The following is a 23466-nucleotide window of genomic DNA, read 5'->3' as shown; positions in this document are numbered from 1 at the left end:
TAGATGCAACGAGCCATTGTAGAGTTTTACCAGGATGAACAATTACACTGGATAGCCGAGCTGGAATGTGGGCACTGTCAGCATATTCGCCACAAGCCGCCCTGGGTAAATCGCTTTTGGGTACTGACAGAACAAGGTCGTGAAAACATGTTAGGCAAAACATTAAGTTGCAACCTTTGTCGTGAACAACAGGAACAAGACCCTCAGATATAATACCGGCAGCTACTGCTCATGTATGCAGGTAGCTGCCTTAATTTACGAAAGCATAACTTTGCCCGAAGCGTCCTTGACACTTACCTTGACATTAATGCCCTGACGTACACTTTGGGTGACCACACAAAAATTCTCAAATTGCGTTAGTGCACGTTCTAAATGGGGTAAACTTTGGGCATCATTGCCCAGGTTTAGCTCAACTTGCATATCGGCAATTCGCCAACGATTATCCTGACGTACCATTTCACCCGATACAGTGGCTTTGACTTGCCCCGGATCTTCTTTGAATTTACGGATCGCAAACATTAAACTGGCGGCCAGACAATTAGCCACAGAAGCCGCCAGTAAGCGTGAAGGGTTAGGCCCGTTATTTTCACCTAAAGGTTGGGGCTCGTCGGTAATCAGTGTTCCCGCATCGCCAAAATCGACTTCAAACTTATAACCTTCAAGCAAAGTTAAATTAACCGAAAATTGTGGATTATCTGCCATGATTGGTCTCCTGACTGGTTCACTGACAATTATTGTAATTAGCATATTTTAGTTACTTATTTGTAGAAGTAGTTTGAGGTGAATCATCGTTTAGCTAACTATATTTAGTTAAAATAAATTCATTTAGACGTCTAGACGTAAAGATGTTGATTTTTTCTGGTGGCATAGGCAAGATAGCGCCATAGTTAATCCTGTTATTTTTGCCATCAGGGGGCCTTATGCCAATCAGGATCCCAAGCGATCTGCCTGCACTTAATGTACTGAGTGAAGAAAACATCTTTGTGATGGATAGTGAGCGGGCGCACAATCAGGAAATCCGTCCGCTGCACGTGGGCATTCTTAATCTGATGCCAAATAAAATTGAGACCGAAGTGCAGATCCTGCGCTTGCTGTCGAATACGCCAATCCAGATTAATATCGATTTAATTCGCATTGATAATAAAGCGCCAAAAAACACCCCCAAAGCGCATATGGATAATTTCTATTATCAGTTTGAGCAGATTGAACACAAAAATTACGATGGCCTTATAGTAACCGGTGCACCATTGGCGCTGCTGGATTACGAGCAGGTGAAATACTGGGAAAAGATGCAGACTGTGATGGACTGGGCACGCACCCATGTGCAATCTACCATGTTTTTATGCTGGGCGGCGCATGCGGCGATTTACCATTATTTTGGCATTAATCGTGAACTTAAAACCGATAAGTTGTGTGGCGTATTTCCACATCAGGTGAACTACGAACATGACGAGTTAATGCGTGGATTTGATCCTGTCTTCAATGCACCCCATTCGCGGTATGGTGAAATTTCACTAAAAGATTATCAGTCAATTGATTCATTAAAAGTGCTGGCCAGTTCTGAGCGCACCGGTGCTTATATTGTGGCATCGGAAGACAAACGTCTGGTATTTGTGACCGGCCATCCGGAATATGATCCGGATACGCTGGAACAGGAATATCGCCGTGATATTCGCGAAGGACTCAACCCCAATTTGCCAGAAAATTACTTTGAGAATAACAATCCGGCAAACTCGCCTTTGGTCACCTGGCGCTCACATGGCACCTTGTTATACACCAACTGGTTAAATTATTATGTGTACCAGAACACGCCGTACGATCTGGCCGATTTGCGTTAGTTTTTGATAGAGGTTTGAACTTGCAACAAACAGCAGCCGTTTTAAATCAGGCGCTTGAAAAGCGTATTTTAATTCTGGATGGTGCCATGGGTACCATGATCCAGCGCCATAAACTCGAAGAAGCCGATTATCGCGGTGAGCGTTTTGCCGACTGGCATACCGATGTAAAAGGTAATAACGACTTACTGGTGTTAACTCAGCCGCAGATTATTCGTGATATTCATGCGCAGTATTTAGAAGCGGGCGCGGATATCATCGAAACCAATACCTTCAACGCCACGACTATTTCGATGTCCGATTATGAGATGCAGGCCTTGTCTGCCGAAATTAATCTGGCCGCAGCCAGACTGGCACGTGAAGTGGCCGATGAATACAGCACGCCGGAAAAACCGCGTTTTGTGGCCGGAGTGCTGGGGCCAACCAGTAAAACCGCCTCTATCTCGCCCGATGTCAATGACCCCGGGTATCGTAATATTAAATTTGATGAGCTGGTAGCTGCTTATGTGGAATCCACCCATGCGTTAATTGAAGGCGGCGCTGATATCATCTTAGTGGAAACCATCTTTGATACCTTAAATGCCAAAGCCGCATTATTTGCCGTCGAACAGGTATTTGATGAGCTGGGCCAACGCCTGCCAATTATGATTTCCGGCACCATTACCGATGCCTCTGGCCGTACGTTATCTGGCCAGACGACCGAAGCATTTTATTATTCACTGCGCCATGTTAAACCGATTGCCTTTGGCCTTAACTGTGCCCTTGGGCCGGATTTATTGCGCCAGTATGTCAACGATATGTCTGATGTCGCCGAATGTGCGGTATCGGCGCATCCTAACGCGGGTTTACCTAACGAGTTTGGTGAATATGATATGGACGCCGAAGAAATGGCTGGTCATATTGCCGAATGGGCACAATCTGGTTTGCTTAATATCGTAGGTGGTTGTTGCGGTACCACGCCTGAGCATATTAAAGCCTTGCTTGAGGTCACGCAGAATCAAGCACCGCGCACTATCCCTCAATTACCGGTGCGTATGCGTTTATCCGGTTTAGAACCTTTTGTTGCTTAAGTCTGCTTATGTCTTTCACTGAATTTTATCCTGCTATCGAACCTTATGAGCATCAGTTACTGGATGTAGGTGATGGCCATCAGCTATATGTGGAGCAGTGTGGAAACCCGCAGGGCATTCCCATGTTATTTATTCATGGTGGCCCGGGTGCAGGATGCAGTAAAAATGACAGACGCTTTTTTAATCCGGCGATATTTCGGGTGGTGTTATTTGACCAGCGTGGCTGTGGTCGCTCACTGCCGCACGGTGAGCTGGATAACAACACCACCTCAGATTTGGTGGCGGATATCGAAAAAATTCGTTGTCATCTGGGCATTGAACAATGGCATGTATTCGGCGGTTCGTGGGGCTCTACCTTATCGCTGGTGTATGCTCAGCAGCATCCTCAGCAGGTATTGAGTTTAACGCTGCGCGGCATATTTCTCGCTCGTGAACAGGACACTAACTGGACTTTTGCCGGTGGTGGCGCATCACGCATTTTTGCCGATAGCTGGCAGCGCTTTTTAACCGATGCTGGCATTACTGAGCGGGAATTTAGCATCGAGAATTGCTATTGCATTTTAACTGGTGACGATAAACAACAAGCGATGAAAATGGCACGCGCCTGGAGTATCTGGGAAATCAGTAGTTGCACTTTGCTGCCGGATGAAGCGTTTTTATCGCAGTGTGATGATGATAAATCCTGCTGGACACTGGCGCGCCATGAAGCCTACTACATGGTTAATCAGTGCTTTTTAAGCGATAACCAGATCCTGACCAATTGCGACAAAATCGCCGAGATCCCCACCACCATAGTGCATGGGCGATACGATATTGTGTGTCCTTTTGATAATGCGTGGTTATTGCATCAGGCATTGCCCAATTCGAAACTGGTGATTAGCCACAGCGGCGGTCATGCCTCGGCCGAGCCGGAAACCCGCCACCATCTTATTGCAGCCTGTGATGATATCGCGGCTGGTCAATTTTAGTTTTACGGATCTGCTGATTTTATGACACAGACAACTGCCAATTTTATTAACGTGGGTGAACGCACCAATGTGACCGGTTCTGCCATGTTTAAACGCCTGATCCTGGAAGGCGATTTTGATACCGCGCTGGATGTGGCGCGCCAGCAGGTGGAAAACGGCGCGCAAGTCATCGATATCAATATGGATGAGGCCATGCTCGATTCAGAAGCAGCAATGCAGCGCTTTTTGAATCTGATTGCCTCAGAGCCCGATATCAGCCGGGTGCCGATTATGATCGACTCTTCCAAATGGAGCGTGATTGAAGCCGGTTTAAAATGTGTGCAGGGCAAGGCGATTGTTAACTCCATCAGCTTAAAAGAAGGCGAAGAGGCCTTTTTACACCATGCGCGTTTAATTAAACGTTATGGCGCCGCGGCTGTGGTAATGGCCTTTGATGAAACCGGTCAGGCTGATACCGAAGCACGTAAGTTTGAAATTTGTCAGCGCAGCTACCAGTTACTGACTGAAAAAATCGATTTCCCGCCAGAAGACATTATCTTCGACCCCAATATTTTTGCGGTCGCTACCGGGATTGAAGAGCACAACAACTACGCGGTGGACTTTATTAATGCCTGTCGCCGCATTAAACAAAATTTGCCACATGCGCATATTTCCGGTGGTTTATCTAATGTGTCGTTTTCGTTTCGGGGTAATAACCCGGTGCGTGAAGCCATGCACTCGGTGTTTTTGTATCACGCCATTGCTGCTGGAATGGACATGGGCATTGTTAACGCCGGGCAACTGGCGGTTTACAGCGATATTCCGCAAGAACTGCGTGATGCGGTTGAAGATGTGATCCTTAATCGCCGTGACGATGCCACCGAGCGATTACTCGATATCGCACCTAAATATCAGGGCGATGGCAAAACTGTTGCCAAAGAAAACCTTGAGTGGCGCGAGTGGCCAGTGAATAAACGACTGGAACACGCACTGGTCAAAGGTATCACCGATTTTATTGAAGAAGATACCGAACTTGCGCGTCAGCAAGCTGAAAAACCACTGCATGTCATCGAAGGGCCATTAATGGATGGCATGAATGTGGTGGGCGATTTATTTGGTGAAGGCAAAATGTTCCTGCCACAGGTAGTAAAATCGGCGCGGGTAATGAAACGTGCTGTGGCCTACCTTGAACCTTATATCGAGCAGGAAAAGGAAGCCGGTTCCAGTAATGGTAAAATCCTGCTGGCTACGGTAAAAGGCGATGTGCATGACATCGGTAAAAACATTGTCGGTGTGGTACTACAATGTAACAACTTTGAGATTATCGACCTTGGCGTAATGGTGTCCTGCGAGACTATTTTACAAACCGCGCGCAAAGAAAATGTCGATATGATTGGCCTGTCGGGCTTAATTACGCCATCGCTGGATGAAATGGTGCACGTAGCTAAAGAAATGCAGCGGCAGGGGTTTGATTTGCCGCTGTTAATTGGTGGTGCCACTACTTCCAAAGCGCATACCGCAGTGAAAATTGAACAGAATTACCAGCATCCAGTGGTGTATGTGCCTAACGCATCACGTGCAGTGGGCGTGTGCCAGAAACTGATTTCCAAAGACAGCCGCGCTGCGTTCGCTGAGCAGTTGACTAAAGAATACGATGTGGTGCGCGAGCAACATGCACGTAAACAACCGCGCAGTAAACCGGTTAGTTTGCAGCAGGCGCGTGATAACGCCTTTGTGCCGCAGTTTGATGAATATCAACCCACTAAACCGGCACAATTAGGTGTGCAGTCAGTGTCGGCCGATATTAAAACCCTGCGAAATTATATTGACTGGACACCGTTCTTTTTAACCTGGTCACTGGCGGGCAAATATCCACGCATTCTGGATGACGAAGTGGTGGGTGAAGAGGCCAAAAAATTGTTCGCCGATGCTAATGCCATGCTCGACCGTTTTGAAACTTCAAACGAGCTTATTGCCAAAGGTGTGTTCGGTTTATTTGCGGCTAATCGGGTAGAGGATGATATTGAAATCTACCGTGATGATAATCGTAATGACGTACTGTGTGTTAGCCATCACCTACGCCAGCAGACACAAAAGCCAAAAGGGGCTAATTACTGTTTAAGTGATTTTGTCGCTAAAAAATCTTCTGGTATCGAGGATTATGTGGGCGCGTTTGCGGTGACTGCCGGTATCGGTGAAGACCAACTGGCCGATGAATACAAAGCCAAGCATGACGATTACAACGCCATTATGGTTAAAGCGGTGGCCGACCGTTTAGCCGAAGCATTCGCCGAATATTTACATGAGCAAGTGCGTAAAGTGTATTGGGGTTATGCCGCCGATGAAAACCTTGATAACGAATCGCTTATTCGTGAAAAATATCAGGGTATTCGTCCGGCGCCTGGTTATGCCGCCTGTCCTGAACACACCGAAAAACAACATATTTGGGATTTGCTTGAAGCCGAAAAGCATACCGGTATGCAGCTGACCAGCAGTTATGCTATGTGGCCGGGCGCGTCAGTATCCGGCTGGTATTTTGCTCATCCGGATTGCCGTTATTTTGCCGTGGCGCAGATTCAGCAGGATCAGCTGGAAGATTACGCCAAGCGTAAGGACTGGGATGTGCAAGCCGCAGAAAAATGGCTGGCACCTAATCTGTCTATGTAGCAGGATAGGGCATATGAGATTAAACAAAAGCGGCATTAAGTGCCGCTTTTTACTGTTAGTCACCGTGAACTAATTACTACCTATGAATATAAAACGATTCGACAACCAGCTGTTTAATCAGCTGGCACAGGATGCACAAAATTCGCCACGCCAGCGCGCCAACGCCAATGTGCATCAGGATCTAAACGACAATATTCAGCGTTTATTTATCAGCATGACACCGCAAAGTTATGTGCGTCCGCATCGGCACAGCAATCCGGCCAAATGGGAATTTTTCCTGATGGTATCGGGCAAGGTGTCGTTTTTATTATTTGATGACGATGGTGTGCTTTTAGAGCGCATTGAGCTGGATGCCGACTCCACTAACAATAACAAAGGGCTGGAGTTACCGGCGCATTGCTGGCACAGCATTATTGCCCAATCCGAAAACGCGACATTCTTAGAAGTAAAACAAGGCCCTTATCAGCCGCTGGCAGCACAAGATTTTGCAAGCTGGGCACCAGCGGAAGGCGATCAGGAGGTAACTGAATTTATGCAGCAATTAAATCAACTTAGTGCCGGACAGAGAGTAAATTATGTCTAAACCCTTTAGTCAGGCCTGTGAAAACAACAAACAACCGATAGCGGAGTGTTTAATTGAGCAATTTGCCAGTGCCAGCAAGGTACTGGAAATTGGTAGTGGTACGGGGCAGCACAGCGTGCATTTTGCCCCTTTGTTGCCGCATTTAAACTGGCATACCAGCGACGTATTGGACAACCACGCCGGTATTGTTAGCTGGCATCAGGCATTTCCTGCCGATAATTTACATGCACCGCTTTGTTTTAAAATTGGTGAAAATGACTGGCCGCTGCCAGCGGTAGATGCGGTTTTTAGCGCCAATACTGCACATATTATGCAGTGGCATGAAGTTGAGCTGATGTTCCAACTGATAACACAAAACCTAGCTGATAACGGCGTGTTTTGTTTATATGGCCCGTTTAATGTGAATGGCGAATATACCAGTGACAGCAATGCGCAGTTTGATCTGTGGCTGGCTGAACAGGGTTTTGGTGGCATTCGCGATATTGAAGCGCTTTGCGCGCTGCAACCGCAGCTAACTCTCCAACATCAATATCGTTTACCGGCCAATAACCAGCTGTTGGTGTTTCGTAAGCAGAGCACTATCAGTGAGTGATTTTTTAGCCGGCTTTGCCGGTGCGACTCCGATTGAATGGATAGCCACAGTCGCTGGTTTTTTATGTGTGTATTTGCTTATCCGTCGTTCTATCTGGTGCTTCGCCGCAGGACTGGTGCAGGTGAGTTTGTACACTTACATTTTTTATCAGAGCAAACTCTACTCCGACACCATTTTGCAAATTTTTTACATCGGCTTTCAGTTTTATGGCTGGTGGATTTGGTCAAAATCCACGGATGATAAAGGCCATATTGATGTGGATGCGGGCTCAGCGACACTTTATCTTATAAGCTCCGTGGTAATTATCTTAAGTTCTGCGGGCCTGGGTTATATAATGGCCAACCACACTGATGCCAGTTTCCCCTATGCTGATGCCTTTACCACCTGCGCTTCATTAGTCGCGCAATGGTTATTGTCGTACAAAAAGTTACTGAACTGGCTGGTGTGGATAGTGGTGGATCTGGTGGCTATTGTGATTTATTGGCAAAAAGGTTTGCACCCAACCTCGGTTTTATACGGCTGCTTTTTGCTTATGTCGATTATTGGCCAATGGCAGTGGTGGCAAAACCTGCAACAAAACAGAGTTAAAACAGAAGTAACAGTATGAAAAAATGGGTATTCCTTGGTGCGCCTTCAACCGGTAAAACCACACTGATTAATGCACTTAGCCAGCAACTTAATACCAACTGGGTTGAAGAATATGGCCGTGACTACTGGCTTGAACATCAGGTAGACCGCCGTTTAACGCCCGGGCAGTTATTGCATATCGCGCAAATGCAAAATCAGATGGAAGATGCAGCTATCAGCAATGCTAACAGGATTTTATTGTGTGATACCAATGCCTTCACCACCTGGCATTTTGCCTTGCATTATCACAACAGTGCATTGCCTGAATTAAGCAAACTGGCCAGCGAGTGCTGGACTCGTTATCAGCGCGTGATTGTGTGTGATACCGATATTCCCTATGACGATACCTGGGAACGTTCTGGCGATGCCAATCGCATAGAGTTTCAGGCTTTTATTCTCGATTACCTTAAACAACACAAAATTCCATTTACTCTGGTATCGGGCTCGGTTGAAAAACGTATGCAACAGGTGTTGGAAGAAATGCCGCAACTTGCTTAAAGCAAACTGCGGCTGAATTGCCTGTTGAAGCCTGCTTACTAATTTTCATCCGAAAAAATATCTTCAATCTTCAGATTAAATAAGCGCGCGGCTTTAAACGCCAGCGGCAAACTGGGATCAAACTTTCCGGTTTCGATGGCGTTAACCGTCTGGCGCGATACTTCCAGCGCATTAGCCAAATCACCCTGCGTCCAGTCGCGTTCGGCACGCAATACTTTCAGGCGATTTTTCATTGGTATTTTCTCCGTCCCATAAACACACCAATGAGGTAGGTTATGCCGATAATAAACATCAGATTGGATAAGGTATCTTTGACATTAAGTAGCTGGTCACCCTGTATGGTGGCATAAGCCATACTTACGATAACCACCACACCTAAAGTCAGCGCCATGGCCTCCAGCTGGATTTTTTGCTGTAACTCATCCTGTACCTGCAAATGTTTATGATTGGCCACCAACATACCAATACCGACCAGTAAGTTAACAATGGTAGCCGCATGGCTAATGGTTGGTTGTTGCCACAAAAAAACCGGGCCGAAGGTGGCTAAGGCTAAAGTCATTAACCATGCGCCTGTCCAGTAAGCCATTTTTAAGGTGTTGCTTTTCACCTTGTTTTGCCAGTTGTCCTGATTGGGTTGGGTCATTTGTCTATCTCCTTTGTCTTTAAGTAAAGTTTGTTTGACTATAATTGATCGCAAAATATGCAATGTCAAATATATTTTACATTTAGTTTGGTTGTTTTTACTTAAAGTCAGGTTTGCTTGTTTTGTTTGGCAGCTTTATCAGTCTGATTTATAAGGCAATAAGCTGCTGGCTTGCTGGTGATAGAGTTGCAGTTGTTTGTGTTCGTCAATGACAAAGTTAGCGATAGCATGTTGGAAATCGGCATGTTGCAGTTTATGTGCTGAATAACACCAGCTTGGCTCAAAGCCGCGCAAAATTTTATGTTCGCCCTGGGTGCCGGGGTTAAAAATACTGATGCCGCGTTCAATACAAAACTCTATACCCTGATAAAAGCAGCACTCAAAGTGCAGCGCATCTACCTCTTCAAGCGCACCCCAGTAACGGCCATACAGATTATTGTCATCGAAAAAGAACAGGGCAGAAGCGATAAGCTCTTCATCCCTGTGCGCCATCACCAGCAACATATTGTCGGCCATCTGCTGTTGGCATTGCAGGAAAAATCCTTCACTTAAATAACCGCTATGGCCACTGCGTTTAAGGTAAGTGGCGCAATAACAATGGTAGAACTGACGCATATGTTCAGCACTAAGATCCTGACCTGAAACCCGCGATACCGTCACGCCTGCCAGCGTTACCTTTTGGCGTTCCTTACGCATCATTTTGCGTTTACGCGAATTGCAACGTGCCAGAAAATCATCAAACTGCTGATAGTCATGATTAAACCAGTGAAACTGCACGCTATGGCGGATGGCATAACCATGTTGTTGCAGAATTGGAATTTGAGATTCGGGGATAAATAACCAGTGCAGCGATGAATAAGGCTGCTGACTAAACCACAGATCAATCTGTTGGTAGAGTTTGTTTAGCGTATCTGAATCAAGTCCCGCAACAGTGATTAAACGTGGCCCCGGCACGGGTGTAAAAGGAATTGCCGCCACCAGTTTGGGAAAATAATCCAGCCCGTGATGGGCATAGGCATCCGCCCAGCTAAAATCAAATACGTATTCACCGTAGCTATGGCTTTTTTGATAAACAGGTACAAATGCAATGAGCTGTTGTTGCTGATAAATCGCCAGATGTTGTGCCTGCCAGCCACTGTTGCCACCGACACAATGTTGTTGCTCCAGTGCCTGTAAAAAATCATGAGTTAAAAAGGGGTAACCGTGACGCTCCAGGCAATTAAATTGTTGGCGCGGGAGACTGGAAATGTCACTAACTAATTGAATACTAATGGACATGATAACATCGTGGCTGGTCTGCATTGGCTGGAACTATTACACTTGGCCAACCAGATGCCAAGTACAAAAGTAGATGACAGACAATACGCCTTCCTCCATCCGTGAAACTCTGACCCGTTTGTTAGCACGCCGTGAACACAGCGAACGTGAACTGTATCAAAAACTGCAGCAACGTGGCATTAGTGCACAGGAGTTATCACCAATACTTGAGCAGTTTAAGCAGCGTGGTTGGCAGTCTAATTTGCGTTTTGCTGAAAGCTTTGTGCGTCAGCGCATCGCCAAAGGACAAGGGCAGTTGCGCATTCGCAACGAATTACGCGAACGAGGCGTGGAAGATAGCGCGGTAAATCAGGCACTGGCAGAGCAGGACGTAGACTGGTTTGAGTTAGCTAAAACGGTGCATGATAAAAAATTTAGCCGCGATGCTTTGCCTCTTACTGCGCAACAAAAGCAAAAACACCAACGTTATTTGCAGTACCGTGGCTTTTCGCCGGATCAAATTCAATACGCCTGCAGCTGCGAATTTTCCCATCCAGGCTTTAAACGAAAATCTACCTTTTAATTTGAGCAACAATTTGCCGCCAGCCCTCTATATTTAAGGTATAGATTTATACACGCATGTGGTTTTTACGGCACATTCCAAACACCAAAAATTGGTTATGCTAAAAAAATCAATGAAGTATGGGGTTATTGCGGGTGAAAAAGGCGGCCAAAACAAAAGGTTTATTCAATTGTTGTCTGTGGCTATTAAGCGCAGGTTTTTATAGTGCTCGAGCGCTGGCGGCCGATAGCGCCTTGCCGCTCGGATTAACTGTGCCTCAGTTAGCAGTGTTAGCGGTGGTTGCTGCCATTGCATTAATCCTGCTGATTTTATTTTTAGTGCAAAAAAGCAAGCTGGCCAAAGCTGAATTACAACATCAACAAATCAGTCACCTGTTGCAGGATAGCCAGCAACATTTGCAAAACGCTGAACAAGGTGTGATGCACCTTGATGCCAGCGGCAATATCCTGTTTGTGAATAAACAAATGGCGCGCTGGTTAAATGCAAAACCCGAGCAATTAAGCGCTAAACACTGGCAAAGCGTGCTTAAGCTCGCTGAGCAAAGCAAACTGGTTGAAGCGTTTGCCAAAACCATGGCTACCCGTTGCCATATTCAGCTGGACGGGAAAACCTATCTGGCAGGTTTACGCGCCGCCAGTGACAGCCAGCAACAACTGGCATTCAGCCTGAGTCTGGATGATGTTAGTCGTTATCAGCAGCAAATCGATGAACTGACCTTATCGCAACAGCAACTGGATTCGATGATGAAAGCCTCGTCAATTGCTGAGGTGCAATTTGATGTGGAACAAAACCAGATTGAAGTCAATCAGGCGCTGGCAGAATTGCTGGATGAACCGATTGAACAACTAAACGGCCCGGCTGAAACTTTGCTAAAACGTATCTATCGTCAGGACTGGAGCCTGTGGTCACAAAGCGTTGAGCAGGCAATGAAAATGCAGCCGGTGAATTTTGAATGCCGTTTTACCAGTGGTATGTCTGATTTGATTCTGGCGCATTTGTATCTGCAGGCGATAACCCAGGCCGATGGTCACAAAAAACTGATGATCTGGATCCTGCCGCAAAAGGCTTTGGCGCAAACACGTCAGCAGTTAGTTAAACAACAAACTGAGTGGTTAGCCTTTTCCCATGCGCAACCTCATGCCACTTATATGTTAGATGAACAGGGGCACCTGATTAACGCCAACAATGCCTTTGAACAGCTTTTTTCGGTGACTTTTAGTCAGGTGCAGGATAAACACTTAAACGAGTTGTCTTTTATTCCGGATGATATTCGTCAGCAGCACCAAAGCAATGATTTGATGTTAATGAGCCTGTCTGGCTCTGCGCATAAGGAATGGGACTTCACCGATAAACTGGGCAACCGTAAAACGCTGCGTTTTCGTTTGCAGCGCATCAAACAGGCTAATGGGCAAAATGGCGGCTCGGTGGGCGTTTTTGAAAACATCAGCGAACTCAAACAAGCCAAAAAAGAACAGCAACAGCACAAACAACGTTTTTATCGCATGCTGGAACTGGCACCTGTTGCCATGGCGATTGTTGATGAAAATGACAAACTGGTGCAGGCCAATCCGACCTTTACCCAGCGTTTGGGCGTGAATGAAGAACAGCTTAAAAAGACCAGTTTTTATCAGTTATTTAATGATCCCACTCAGTCGGGCAAAGCCGCTAAGCAGTTACAGGCAGAAGGAAAATTGCGTGGATTTGCCGCACGCTTAAAAGGCGCTGATGGTGAATTACATCCCAGCGAATTGCATATGGATATGTATGACGAAAAAGCCGGGCATTACCTGTGCTGGATTTTTGATATTAGCCAGCAGCAATTCCATCAGGATAAGTTTGATTCCTTGTTGCAACACAGCTCTATGCCAATGGCGGTGCTCAAAAATGACGGCTTTGCACAACTTAACCCTGCGGCACTGGATTTCTTTGCGGTTGATGATGAGGATGAATTGCTCGGTAAATTCCCGCATTCACCAGAGCTCAATCCCAATCAGGAGGCCGTAGACAAACTGCAGGCTAAATTGCAGCAACTGCAGGAGGATGGCAAAGCGCAAAGTCTGGTGTGGCAACATCAGCGTGGTGAACAAGCCTTGCCGTGTCAGGCGACCTACGTGCCTATGTTCCAGGGCGATAAACTGGACTCAGTATTGTGTATCTGGATGGATATGCGCGCGCTGGCCAAAGCCGATGAAGAGCGCTTAGAAGCCATAAACCTGCAACAAGCGGCTGAGCGTCAGGTGGAAAAACAACAACAGTTGCTGGCCAGTAGTCAGGATAAATTAGCCAGTAAGGTGCGCAGTTTATCGGATACCGAAAACCGCCTTAAACAAGCGCAGCAGGATTTAGATCAAAAGCTCAGCACCATAAATGAATTACAGCAGGCGCATTCCGATGTGACCGCGCATTTGCAGCAGCTTAAACAGGATTACAACAAAAGCCGGGAATTACTGGCTGAGAGCAAACAAAGCAATGCCGAGCTGGAACAACAACTGGCACAAAGCAGTGAAACCGTGGGTAAATTGCAAACCCAGCGTAATCAAATCGCTGATGCCTTGCAGTTAAGTCAGCAGAAATACCAGAAAACCCGCGAACAACTTGAGCAGAGCGAATTGCAGGGCGAACGTTTGCAGCAAGAGCGTGAGCAGCAACAGCAGCAATTAACTGAATCAGCGTCTCAGATTGCTCAGTTAAAAGATTCCATATTGCAAAAAGACCAGCAAATGGGGCAGGTAAGTGGTCAGATTGCCAGCCTGCAATCGCAATTACTCAGCTCAGGGCAAACCAGTGAACGGCTGCGCGAACAGTTGGTGAATCAGCGCAAAGCCAGTGAACAGGCCGAAATTCAGCGGCGTAAACTGGAAGAAACCTATCGGGTTGCACAAGCAGAACTAAGCGGTAAAGCGCGTCAAATCGATCACTTGCAACACGAGATGCAAAAGTTTGAGGAAATGTCGCAACAGCAAAAAGGCGATATGCAATCTCAACAGCAAAAATTGCAACAGGAGTTAGCCGCCAAGCAGGCACAACTGGATGAAACCCAGCAGCGTCTTGATTCCGCTCAGCAACAGGCCGAACAGGAGAAAATTGAGAAAACCCAGCAGCAACAGCGCGTGGAACAAATGCAAAAAGAGCTGGAAGAGGTGCAGCAACGTGCTGAGCAACAGCAGGCCAAAGTGAATGATGCAGACCAGCACTGGAAAGAGCAGCAACAGGCCTTGCAGCAAGAATTACTGCAAAAACAACAACAACTGCAACAAACCGAAAAAACCTTAAATGAGACGCGTCAGCAAACCGAAGCCGAAAAAGCCGAACGTGCGCGTCAGCAACAAATCTTTGACCGTCTGCAACAGGAATTACAGGATGTAGAGCAACGCAGCCAAACACAACAGCAGAAAATGGCAGAAAGTGAAGCGCAATGGAAACAACAGCAACAGGCTCTGGAGCAGGAACTTCAGCAGAAACAACAAAACCTGCAACAAACTCAGGAACAGCTCAGCCAGACTCAGCATCAGTCTGAACAGGACAAACTGGAACGTTTGCAGGAAGCACAAAAACTGGAGCAACTTAAAGTTGAGCTGGCCGATGTGCAAAACCGTGCCGACAAGCAACAACAAATGATGCAGGGCACTGATGAACAGTGGCGTCAGCATCGCGATGAAATTGAGCAGCAAAAACAGCAATTACAGCAGGCATTGCAACAGGCGCAACAACAAAACGATTCCATGCAGCAAAAATTACAGCAGCAGTTAAGTGAATTGCAGGATGCTGAGCAACAGGTACAACATACCCGCAGCGCTGAGAATGATTTACAGCAGGAACTGGAGCAAGCCAGAAATGCTGCCCAGCAGTTGCAACAGGAGCTGACTCAGCGCGAACAGCAGGAACAAAAACTACAGCAGCAACTTGATTCACAGCAACAGGTGCTGGCGCAAAGTGAAAACAACGTTGAACGCCTGCAACAACAGCATCAGCAGCTAATGGCCGAACTGAATCAGGTTCAGGAGCAGTATCGTCAAAGCCAGCAAAGTTTATCCAGACAGGATTCCAGCCAGTCACAACTGGACGAGCAATTAAAACAACTGGAGCAACAATTACAGCAAAGCCAAAGCCAGTTGCAGGATAAAGAACAGGCGCTGGAACAGGCACAGCAAAAACTGGCCAGCAGTCAGGATCAGTTAAAACAACAGGAACAGGCCTGGGTACAGGCACATCAGCAGGAATTAGAACAGGCCAAACAAAGCCAGGGTGAACAGCAGCAGGTGATACTCGCGCCGGAAATCGCCGACTTGCCATTGCCCGAGTCACCAGAAATCTGGTTTGAGTTGCTGCCGTTTTTACAACAACAAACTGACAATGCACCCTTAGCGGTGGCCCTGAGTCGTTTACTGGAAGAGCTGCAACAGATCACTGAACAAACCGATGAGGCGGTAAACGCAGAAAATGCCGGTCAGATTTTGATGCAGGCGCGTAAGCTCATCAAAATGGCACAAACCGTAAAATCTGAACCTTTACTGGATTTATCCAACCAGCTTGAAGCGGCGTGTAAACAAGGTCAGGTGGACAGTATTTCAATATTCTGGCCCACCATGAAAAAGTCGCTGCATAATACTTTGCGGGTGATTTATTCCCATTTGCAGATTTAATTAGAAAAAAGTCAATCATATAACTTATTGTTTATTAATTAAAAAGTCAGCTTTATGCTGGCTTTTTTTGTATAAATTAAAAAATATTTTCATCTGGCTGTGATTTTTGTGAGGGCTCAAACGAATAATTCTGTAAATTGATTAAACAGGATGAACAACATGAGATTATTCAGCAAAGTTTTAAGTTTGAGCACAGCCATCAGTATGAGCTGCATGGTAATGGCGGCAGATAATCCGGCACAGCAGGAAGCCTTAGCCCTGGTTAATTTACCGGCTCCCACTTTTAGCGCGCCGGCACCGATGCCAAGTGCACAGGATTTTGCCGATTTGGCCTTAGATCAACCCAATGCAGCCTCGCCATTAAAAGTGACAGTGCGTGATGGCAAAACCATGCAAGTTAACTTGTATGCTAACGACGCAGCAACCAGTAGTGTGTTGTTATTACACGGGGTTAGCTCATCCAGTTACACCTTTAACGTGATGGCGGGCAAATTGCGTGCGGCGTTAAATGCAAATGTGTTTGCCATGGATTTTCGTGGCCATGGCCAAAGTGAAGGTAAACCCGGTGATGTGGATTACGTTAACCAGTATGCCGATGATGTGGAAGATGTATTGCAATATATTAAACAGCAGTATCCACAAAACAAACTGGTGCTGGCCGGGCACTCCATGGGTGGTGGCATCGCATTAATTCATGCACAGCTGGCAAATAGTATTAAACCTGATGGCTATGCGTTATTTGCACCTAACCTCGGCGCAAAAGCGCCAACGGTGAAAAAGATGGATCCTAATGCAGCGGGTGAAGCCTTTTTAAAATTGCATATGGCGAGACTGGTGGGGTTGTATCAGTTAAATCAAATGGGTAATCACGATTACGATAATTTACCTGTGATGTTTTTTAATCTGCCAGATGGCACTGGCACCAATCAGTACAGCTACCGTGCGATGTTAAGCACCGCACCGGTGGATTATGAAAACGCCTTAAAACAAATTGACGCCCCGGTGATTACTTTTGTGGGCAGTAACGATGAAGCTTTTGATGCTCAGGCTTATCCCAATGCAATGGCAACCTTAAAGCATGGAGAAGTAAAGATCATTGAAGGTAAAAGCCATAACGGCATACGTCAGTCTGATGAAGCCATGCAAGCACTAAGTAAGTGGGCATCGCAGAACGGCATAACAGGATAAGCCTATGAGTCCGGCAAAGGAAAAACAGTTCGAAGCTCTACTGGCGCGGCATAAAGGTATTTTGTACAAAATTGCCCGCAGTTACAGCTACTGCAATGAGGACAGACGGGATTTGATTCAGGACATGACACTACAGCTTTGGCGTTCGGCAGAAAATTACGACCCGAACTTTGCACAAAGCACCTGGGTTTACCGCATTGCACTGAACACCGCGATTTCGTTTTTACGCAGCGACATGGCACGCAAAAACACCTTTAGTTCTGCCGAAGAGGTATTTGTTGAAGCAGAAACACAAGGGGGCTCTGAAGAGCTGATGATTCAAATCCAGCAACTGTTACAACAGCTGGATAAGTTAGACAGAGCCCTGATGATTATGCATTTAGACGGATTGGATTATGACGCGATAGCCGACGTACTGAATATCAGTAGCAGCAATGTAAGCACCAAGCTATCGCGCATAAAACAAAAACTGGCAAAAGAATTTAATGAGGAGAAGTAGCATGAACGATATTCAAAAATTAACGGATATGTGGGCTGCTCAGGAAGCTCAAATTGAACAAAGCGTGAAAGTGAACACCTTAGCGCTGAAAGAAATTAAATCGCAAAAAGCGCAGGATAAATTGCGTGGTTACTTAAGCTTAAACCAGTGGACGGCAGCGTTAAGTGTACTGATTACGGTGTGTTTAGGTTATTTTGTTGGCTCACATCAGGACAAACTTTATATGATGGCGGCCGGTGTGGCAGTGATGCTGTGGTCGATTAGCTTAACCATTGGCGCTATTGGTCAGATTGTAAAAATCAAAGCGCTGGATTACGCCAAGCCGGTAGTCGAGGTACAAACCGATTTAAACAACATTCGTTTATCAGCCTTGTTTAATATCAAAACCTCACTGATGGTATTGCCTTTCTACTTTGCTTTTATGTTGATTGGCGCACAAAGTTTGTTTGGTGTGGATATGGTGGAAATTGCCAACCCCGCCTGGTTAAAAGCGCAGTTGGTTGTATCAGTGTTATTAGCGTTAGTTGCAGCCTGGTTATACCGTTACTTTTCACCAGAGAATGTGGACAAACCCATGGTGAAATGGCTGATGCAAGGGGTAGGTGACCAAACGCTGAAAGCTGCAAAGGAGCTGGAAGCATTGAAGGAGTTTGAGAAGTAAAATTTCTCAATAGTGATAGTTATTAAAAAGCCCGCAATGCGGGCTTTTTTGTGGGAGTTGCTTTGTTGGGAGTGGAGTTGTTGCTGCGCAACCAGCTATTTGTCATAAAAGTTAATCTTGGGCGTCGCATTGGCGACATCAACCAAGGGAATTGTGCTGCCGCAATTCCCTTGGAACCCAACGGCACCCCTGCACTGTGTCTGTTCAATTTTTAATTCAGGCAAACTGCCAGCGCTGTAAATCCACGTCCTTTCAGTTGCAACTGACTCGGCATTCCTGCCTCGTCTGGCAATTTGCTTATCTGAATTAAAAATTGAACAGACACAGTGCAGGGGAATATGGGTCATGCAGTGTTTGTAATTTCGAGTCGCAGAAAAGAAAAAACCAAGCGTTCGCTTGGCTTTAGGGGCGATATATTTGAGAAAATTTAAGTTAACTTTGGCCTAAGTAATAGTTGTTGTTTTGTTGGGAGTAGAGTTATTGCTGCGCAACTAACCACTTGTCATAAAAGTTAATTTTGGGCGTCGCATTGGCGACATCAACCAAGGGAATTGTGCTGCCGCAATTCCCTTGGAACCCAACGGCACCCCGCACAGTGGCTATTCAATTTTTAATTCAGGCAAACTGCCACCGTTGCAAATCCACATCCCTTCAGTTGCAACTGACTCGGCATCCCTGCCTCGTCTGGCAGTTTACTTATCTGAATTAAAAATTGGCCACAGTGGAGGGGAGAATGGGGTCAAGCAGTGTTTGTAATTTCGAGTCACCGAAAAGAAAAAGCCCACACTGCGGGCTTTTTACTTCAATCTATCATCAATCATTTTCTGTGCGAGTTTTAACATATTTTGAAAATAAGCCCCTTTGTTTGCCCTGAATTTCTCTAAAACAGGATCCGCAAGGATATCTGCAAGTCTGATACATTCCTCTTCTGAAAATATTGAGGCTATCGACTTAGAATATTCGTGCTTATATTCTTCCGATGTCATTACTTCAAATATTGCGGTGGCAATCTTTTCTTGTTGGTCAGCTAATTCAGGGCTGATAGCCTGGGCAAACTGTTTTGCCTGCTCCATGCTGAATGAACCCATGGAGATATTGTAAACGCTCTCACAGCTACGCAGATGACTTGCTTCATCTGCGTTTGCCTGACTAAATAATGAAGCACTGAAAATAAGAAAAATACAAAAATGTTTTGTCACAATCTAAGTCCTTTTTTGAAAGTTAATGTATTACTAACATAACTACTAAATTTTGTAACGCACTGCAGTGCGGCCTGAAAGGCGAAGGGCAGGAGGCCCGAAGTAAAGCTCTTTCGCTCCACTAACTTTTTTAACGGAAAAAACCAACTGATTTTAATTCGAACCGGCCAAAGGCAGCTGTCCATGCAAAGCATTGGCCTTGGCTAAACATCCTGTTTAGCCATTCGAAAATCAGTCAGCTTTTTCCTAAAAGTTCGAGTCGCAGAAAAGAAAAAGCCAAGCCTTAGCTTGGCTTTGGGGCGCAATATTATTGATAAGATTAAAGTTAACTCTGACCCCAGTAATAGTTGTAGTTTTGTTGGGAGTGGAGTTATTGCTGCGCAACCCGCTATTTTTCATAAAAGTTAATCCTGGGCGTCGCATTGGCGACATCAACCAAGGGGATTGTGCTGCCGCAACCCCCTTGGAACCCAACGGCACCCCTGCACTGTGTCTGTTCAATTTTTAATTCAGGCAAACTGCCAACGTTGTAAATCCACATCCTTTCTGTCACAGCTGACTCGGCATCCCTGCCTCGTCTGGCAGTTTGCTTATCTGAATTAAAACTTGGCCACAGTGGAGGGGAAAATGGGTCATGTAGTGCTTGAGATATAGAGTCTCAGAAAAGAAAAAGCCAAGCGTTCGCTTGGCTTTAAAGAAACTAAATTCAATCGAATATTAAGTTAATTGTTCCTAAAAATTTTAAGGAGTGCTAAACCCCAATAGTAAATAAAAGACAGTGGCCAAAAGAGGAATATAAGAATACTCATAAGCTTGCTTGTGTTTTTGAAGCAGTGAATTACTGAAGAAATCCATACGGTTATTGTGCTAGTGAGCCCAATAAATAAAATGATTACTTCCCACCAATGCATTTCATCGTATGTCAGCTCATTATCCAAAAATCGGAGATCTCCAGAATATTCCAGATAGAGAATATGAAGAGCAAACATCAGGATGCATGTTGTTACAGCTAAAACACACTTGTTATTTTCAATGATATTCATTGTAAATGTTAACGCCGCGCTCTGTGGAAAATTTGGAGCGAAGCGGAAAATTTGTCCGACAGTAGCGCTTTGTTATGTGATTTATTCACTTGCGCTCAGTAGACTCTCAATTGAAAGCATATACTCAAGAAACACATCTATATGCACAAGCAAATCAGAAAATGAAATATCACTAGCTTCATCGTTGTAGTGAATAATGTTATTTCTTTTATTAACTATGGTTCCAACAAGGTTCTTGTGCTCTACAAATTTTTCACTGGATCCCAAATCAATGCCAATCAATCGAAATGCATTAATTGTTTTATATGGATTTCCAGAGATAATATCTGACAGCTCCTTTTTTGTGTACGCATAGGAAGCATCAACATATTTCAGTTCTTTTTCTTTGATGTCTTTAGCAAGTTTTCCATATAAGAAATTGTGAGGTATATTTGCCTGTTTTAATCGAACAGTAACTCTACCTGAGTATTCGAGAGCAACATCTTGAAGATATGCTTCAAGGTACGTACAAATATTTATCAGATATGACTTAACAAAGAAGTTTATATTTTCTGAAAAAATGTCGTCAGGCGCTTCCCTCAATACCCTCGCTTGCGATTGTGCGATGATTTCTTTGAGAGTTGTAAGCAAAGCCTCATATTTTTGGTATAAGGCGCTATACTCCATCAATGACGCCCTGTAACAATTGATTCCATTCCGAGCGCCTCCTGACTATTGCACCTTTATTATGTAGCCCACCGGACAATGTTCTTTGAAAGTTGTCACTGTCGCACAGATTTGCATATGCCTGTTTGATTTCATCTTTTTTTGCGATCGCTAATTCTCTATCAAGCTCACCTACAGTGGTCATTACAAGATCATAATGAACTAAACCCTTTCGTTTTCGACCAGCAGTAGGATTCACAAAAACATCATCGCCGAATACTTCATTACACAGTGATAATGCTGTGTTAAATCTATTCCGGTGCTCGTCGACCTCTTCATCCGTCAAGGCGCTTTTCTCCTCCATATAATTATCCAAGAAACTCTTTAGATTGCTTTCAAATCCATCGAGCGCTTTATCATCGGAGAACGCAAAATAGCGGAGAACTTGTTCTTCAGGCTCCAAGCCGCTTTTAGCCTCTGTACTCTCAGCCAAGCCAAATCTAGCAATATCTGGCACCTGAGCAAGTTCAGAAAGTAGAGAATCCAACGAGCCAGAGTAAATGGCGTGACGAATCTCTTGATCAGTCAGCGCAACCGCTCCTTGGTTCAGCCTAGAAAAAATCTCTCTAATGAGGCTTTTTGGATTATCCTTCCTCAAAACAATGCACCTGATAGTCGTTGTTTCAAGTTCAGTTTGAAACGAACCGATTTCAGAGAATTTTTTTCCTTCAAGCTCCTTAAAAATCGTTAGCCCTTCAAGAGCGAATTCATCGTTGAAAAATCGGTTTACAGTTGTTAAGCGCTGCAATCCATCTATTACGAGGTGCTTACTTCCTTCGTCTTCAGCAAAATAGCAAGAAGGCAGCGGAATTCTCATTAAGCATGACTCTATAAACCTTGATGACCTCACCCAGCCATCTTTATCCCACTTGTATTTTCTTTGAAACTCTGGATCTAACTTGAGCTTTGGTGGATTTGCATTAATTCTGCTAACCAATGTTTCAAATGGATAGTCAATAGGATAAAGACTCAGCATTTTCTCTTCAGGTGAATCGCTCATATTTTTCCTTTGGTAATACAATTAAATATTCTTGAATAACATTAACTTATTTTCTTTCGCTCAGCACACAAACATGGGCATGCTCACATTCACCTAACAAATTAATAGTGAGCGATTGGGTCGTTTTTCTACCCCAACCTGTCTCGTTTTTGTCCTTTGATCTATTAGTATCAGATTAATAAAAGCTTTACCAATGAGCGGGTTAGTCGATTTCAAAATATTTTATCGATGGATAAAAACGACCGATTGGGTCGTTTTGCTGAATAGTGGAGAAACAGGGCTGGCATGTACAGATATTCGTTGGTTGGGGCGTCTATGATTCTGAGGTTTTGGTTTATAACCCAGGCAGGCGTAGCCTGACTTAATGCGACTCTGACTTTTAGGCAAAAACAAGCGGGCTTTCGAATGGCTAAACTGGATGTTTAGCCAAGGCCAATGCTTTGCATGGATTGCTGCCTTTGGCCGTTTCGAATTAAAGCCAGTTTGTTTTTGGCGTTAATAAAGTCGGTGGAGTGAAAGACCTTATGGATGATATCGAACAGTGTAAGGCTTGAAGCCAAATTTTGTCGCTGGCGCGACGCCCAAACTTAACTTCTATGCAAATGGTTGGTTGCGCAGCAACTCCATCAATTTATCTAGCAGCGCTTGACCAAACCTGTGACTCTGACTTTTAGGCAAAAACAAGCGGGCTTTCGAATGGCTAAACAGGATGTTTAGCCAAGGCCAATGCTTTGCAGGGATTGCTGCCTTTGGCCGTTTCGAATTAAAGCAAGTTTGTTTTTGACGTTAATAAAGTCGGTGGAGTGTAGGACTTTTTCGCTCCTTTTTTGTCCCTAAAAAAGGGGCTCGCCCCGCATGGAAGCGGGGAGAATAAAGCTATGCATGGCTTTAATTTGATAGCTTCAACTAATTGTTGAAGTCGCCAATACAGCCACCCAACTTAAAATCTATGACGGAAGGTTAGTTGCGCAGCAACACCACCAATATCTCAAGCAGCGCTTGACCAAACCTGCGACTCTGACTTTTAGGCAAAAACAAGCGGGCTTTCGAATGGCTAAACAGGATGTTTAGCCAAGGCCAACGCTTTGCAGGGATTGCTGCCTTTGGCCGTTTCGAATTAAAGCCAGTTTGTTTTTGACGTTAATAAAGTCGGCGGAGTGTAGGACTTTTTCGCTCCTTTTTTGTCCCTAAAAAAGGGGCTCGCCCCGCATGGACGCGGGGAGAAA

Annotated in this window: 20 protein-coding genes and 1 pseudogene; 14 read left to right on the top strand and 7 right to left on the bottom strand. The window is 45.2% G+C overall.

Annotation, left to right across the window (positions count from 1 at the left end):
• The first annotated feature begins 3 nt into the window (after positions 1-3).
• The gene (locus H8B19_RS04360) at positions 4-213 is read left to right on the top strand and encodes a DUF3565 domain-containing protein (RefSeq protein WP_186505552.1); all 210 of its coding nucleotides are present in this window, start codon (positions 4-6) and stop codon (positions 211-213) included.
• A 42-nt stretch (positions 214-255) separates the two neighbouring features.
• On the opposite strand, the gene H8B19_RS04355 is transcribed toward H8B19_RS04360, so the two are convergent.
• Entirely contained in the window at positions 256-702 is a 447-nt protein-coding gene (locus H8B19_RS04355) for an OsmC family protein (RefSeq protein WP_186505551.1), read from the bottom strand.
• Between the two features lie 218 nt (positions 703-920).
• Here H8B19_RS04355 and metA point away from each other — a divergent pair, with 218 nt between their 5' ends.
• The 8 genes and pseudogenes from metA to H8B19_RS04315 all read left to right on the top strand — a co-directional run bounded on the left by metA (position 921) and on the right by H8B19_RS04315 (position 8819).
• Positions 921-1838: a homoserine O-acetyltransferase MetA gene (gene metA / locus H8B19_RS04350; protein ID WP_186505550.1), complete on the top strand. Its 918-nt coding sequence runs from the start codon at positions 921-923 to the stop codon at positions 1836-1838.
• 20 nt (positions 1839-1858) lie between these two features.
• The gene (locus H8B19_RS04345) at positions 1859-2905 is read left to right on the top strand and encodes a homocysteine S-methyltransferase family protein (RefSeq protein WP_241737462.1); all 1047 of its coding nucleotides are present in this window, start codon (positions 1859-1861) and stop codon (positions 2903-2905) included.
• A gap of 8 nt (positions 2906-2913) precedes the next feature.
• Positions 2914-3873, top strand: coding sequence for a prolyl aminopeptidase (gene pip / locus H8B19_RS04340; protein WP_186505549.1), 960 nt, complete (start codon positions 2914-2916; stop codon positions 3871-3873).
• An 18-nt stretch (positions 3874-3891) separates the two neighbouring features.
• A pseudogene (gene metH, locus H8B19_RS04335) lies at positions 3892-6519 on the top strand (methionine synthase); the annotation flags it as partial.
• Positions 6520-6601: 82 nt separating this feature from the next.
• Positions 6602-7102 carry a WbuC family cupin fold metalloprotein gene (locus H8B19_RS04330; protein ID WP_186505547.1) on the top strand — a complete coding sequence of 167 codons (501 nt, stop codon included), beginning with the start codon at positions 6602-6604 and terminating at the stop codon, positions 7100-7102.
• Entirely contained in the window at positions 7095-7694 is a 600-nt protein-coding gene (locus tag H8B19_RS04325; RefSeq protein ID WP_186505546.1) for a DUF938 domain-containing protein, read from the top strand. Before H8B19_RS04330 ends, H8B19_RS04325 begins: the two co-directional genes overlap by 8 nt.
• Positions 7687-8301 carry a nicotinamide riboside transporter PnuC gene (gene pnuC / locus H8B19_RS04320; protein ID WP_338401489.1) on the top strand — a complete coding sequence of 205 codons (615 nt, stop codon included), beginning with the start codon at positions 7687-7689 and terminating at the stop codon, positions 8299-8301. Before H8B19_RS04325 ends, pnuC begins: the two co-directional genes overlap by 8 nt.
• The gene (locus H8B19_RS04315) at positions 8298-8819 is read left to right on the top strand and encodes an AAA family ATPase (protein ID WP_186505545.1); all 522 of its coding nucleotides are present in this window, start codon (positions 8298-8300) and stop codon (positions 8817-8819) included. Before pnuC ends, H8B19_RS04315 begins: the two co-directional genes overlap by 4 nt.
• A gap of 38 nt (positions 8820-8857) precedes the next feature.
• Here the strand turns inward: H8B19_RS04315 and H8B19_RS04310 are convergent, their stop codons facing one another.
• From H8B19_RS04310 to H8B19_RS04300, 3 genes are all read right to left on the bottom strand, one after another.
• The gene (locus H8B19_RS04310; protein WP_186505544.1) at positions 8858-9052 is read right to left on the bottom strand and encodes a helix-turn-helix transcriptional regulator; all 195 of its coding nucleotides are present in this window, start codon (positions 9050-9052) and stop codon (positions 8858-8860) included.
• Positions 9049-9462 carry a hypothetical protein gene (locus tag H8B19_RS04305; RefSeq protein ID WP_186505543.1) on the bottom strand — a complete coding sequence of 138 codons (414 nt, stop codon included), beginning with the start codon at positions 9460-9462 and terminating at the stop codon, positions 9049-9051. The genes H8B19_RS04310 and H8B19_RS04305 overlap by 4 nt, the downstream gene beginning before the upstream one ends.
• A gap of 138 nt (positions 9463-9600) precedes the next feature.
• On the bottom strand, positions 9601-10740 hold the full coding sequence (locus H8B19_RS04300) for a GNAT family N-acetyltransferase (protein WP_186505542.1): 1140 nt from the start codon (positions 10738-10740) through the stop codon (positions 9601-9603).
• A gap of 73 nt (positions 10741-10813) precedes the next feature.
• On the opposite strand from H8B19_RS04300, the gene recX reads away from it, so the two are divergent.
• From recX to H8B19_RS04275, 5 genes are all read left to right on the top strand, one after another.
• Positions 10814-11302, top strand: coding sequence for a recombination regulator RecX (recX, locus tag H8B19_RS04295; protein ID WP_186505541.1), 489 nt, complete (start codon positions 10814-10816; stop codon positions 11300-11302).
• A 251-nt stretch (positions 11303-11553) separates the two neighbouring features.
• Complete coding sequence (locus H8B19_RS04290; RefSeq protein ID WP_338401488.1) at positions 11554-15945, top strand: PAS domain-containing protein; 4392 nt, start codon at positions 11554-11556, stop codon at positions 15943-15945.
• Between the two features lie 159 nt (positions 15946-16104).
• Positions 16105-17133, top strand: a complete 1029-nt coding sequence (locus H8B19_RS04285; RefSeq protein WP_186505540.1) for an alpha/beta hydrolase — start codon at positions 16105-16107, stop codon at positions 17131-17133.
• A gap of 4 nt (positions 17134-17137) precedes the next feature.
• Positions 17138-17632: an RNA polymerase sigma factor gene (locus H8B19_RS04280; protein ID WP_186505539.1), complete on the top strand. Its 495-nt coding sequence runs from the start codon at positions 17138-17140 to the stop codon at positions 17630-17632.
• Between the two features lies 1 nt (position 17633).
• Positions 17634-18293: a hypothetical protein gene (locus H8B19_RS04275; RefSeq protein ID WP_186505538.1), complete on the top strand. Its 660-nt coding sequence runs from the start codon at positions 17634-17636 to the stop codon at positions 18291-18293.
• A gap of 797 nt (positions 18294-19090) precedes the next feature.
• On the opposite strand, the gene H8B19_RS04270 is transcribed toward H8B19_RS04275, so the two are convergent.
• The 3 genes from H8B19_RS04270 to H8B19_RS04260 all read right to left on the bottom strand — a co-directional run bounded on the left by H8B19_RS04270 (position 19091) and on the right by H8B19_RS04260 (position 22240).
• Entirely contained in the window at positions 19091-19492 is a 402-nt protein-coding gene (locus tag H8B19_RS04270) for a hypothetical protein (protein ID WP_186505537.1), read from the bottom strand.
• A gap of 1124 nt (positions 19493-20616) precedes the next feature.
• Positions 20617-21201: a HEPN domain-containing protein gene (locus tag H8B19_RS04265; protein WP_186505536.1), complete on the bottom strand. Its 585-nt coding sequence runs from the start codon at positions 21199-21201 to the stop codon at positions 20617-20619.
• Positions 21191-22240 (bottom strand): DUF262 domain-containing protein, encoded by a 1050-nt coding sequence (locus H8B19_RS04260; protein ID WP_186505535.1) that lies wholly within the window; start codon positions 22238-22240, stop codon positions 21191-21193. The genes H8B19_RS04265 and H8B19_RS04260 overlap by 11 nt, the downstream gene beginning before the upstream one ends.
• Between the last annotated feature and the right edge of the window lie 1226 nt (positions 22241-23466).

It is taken from the genome of Neptunicella marina (genome assembly GCF_014270035.1).
In the GTDB taxonomy this organism is placed as follows: Bacteria; Pseudomonadota; Gammaproteobacteria; order Enterobacterales; family Alteromonadaceae; genus Neptunicella; species Neptunicella marina.
Note: the sequence above shows the minus strand (reverse complement) of the source record. Positions and strands in the feature narration are given on the sequence as shown.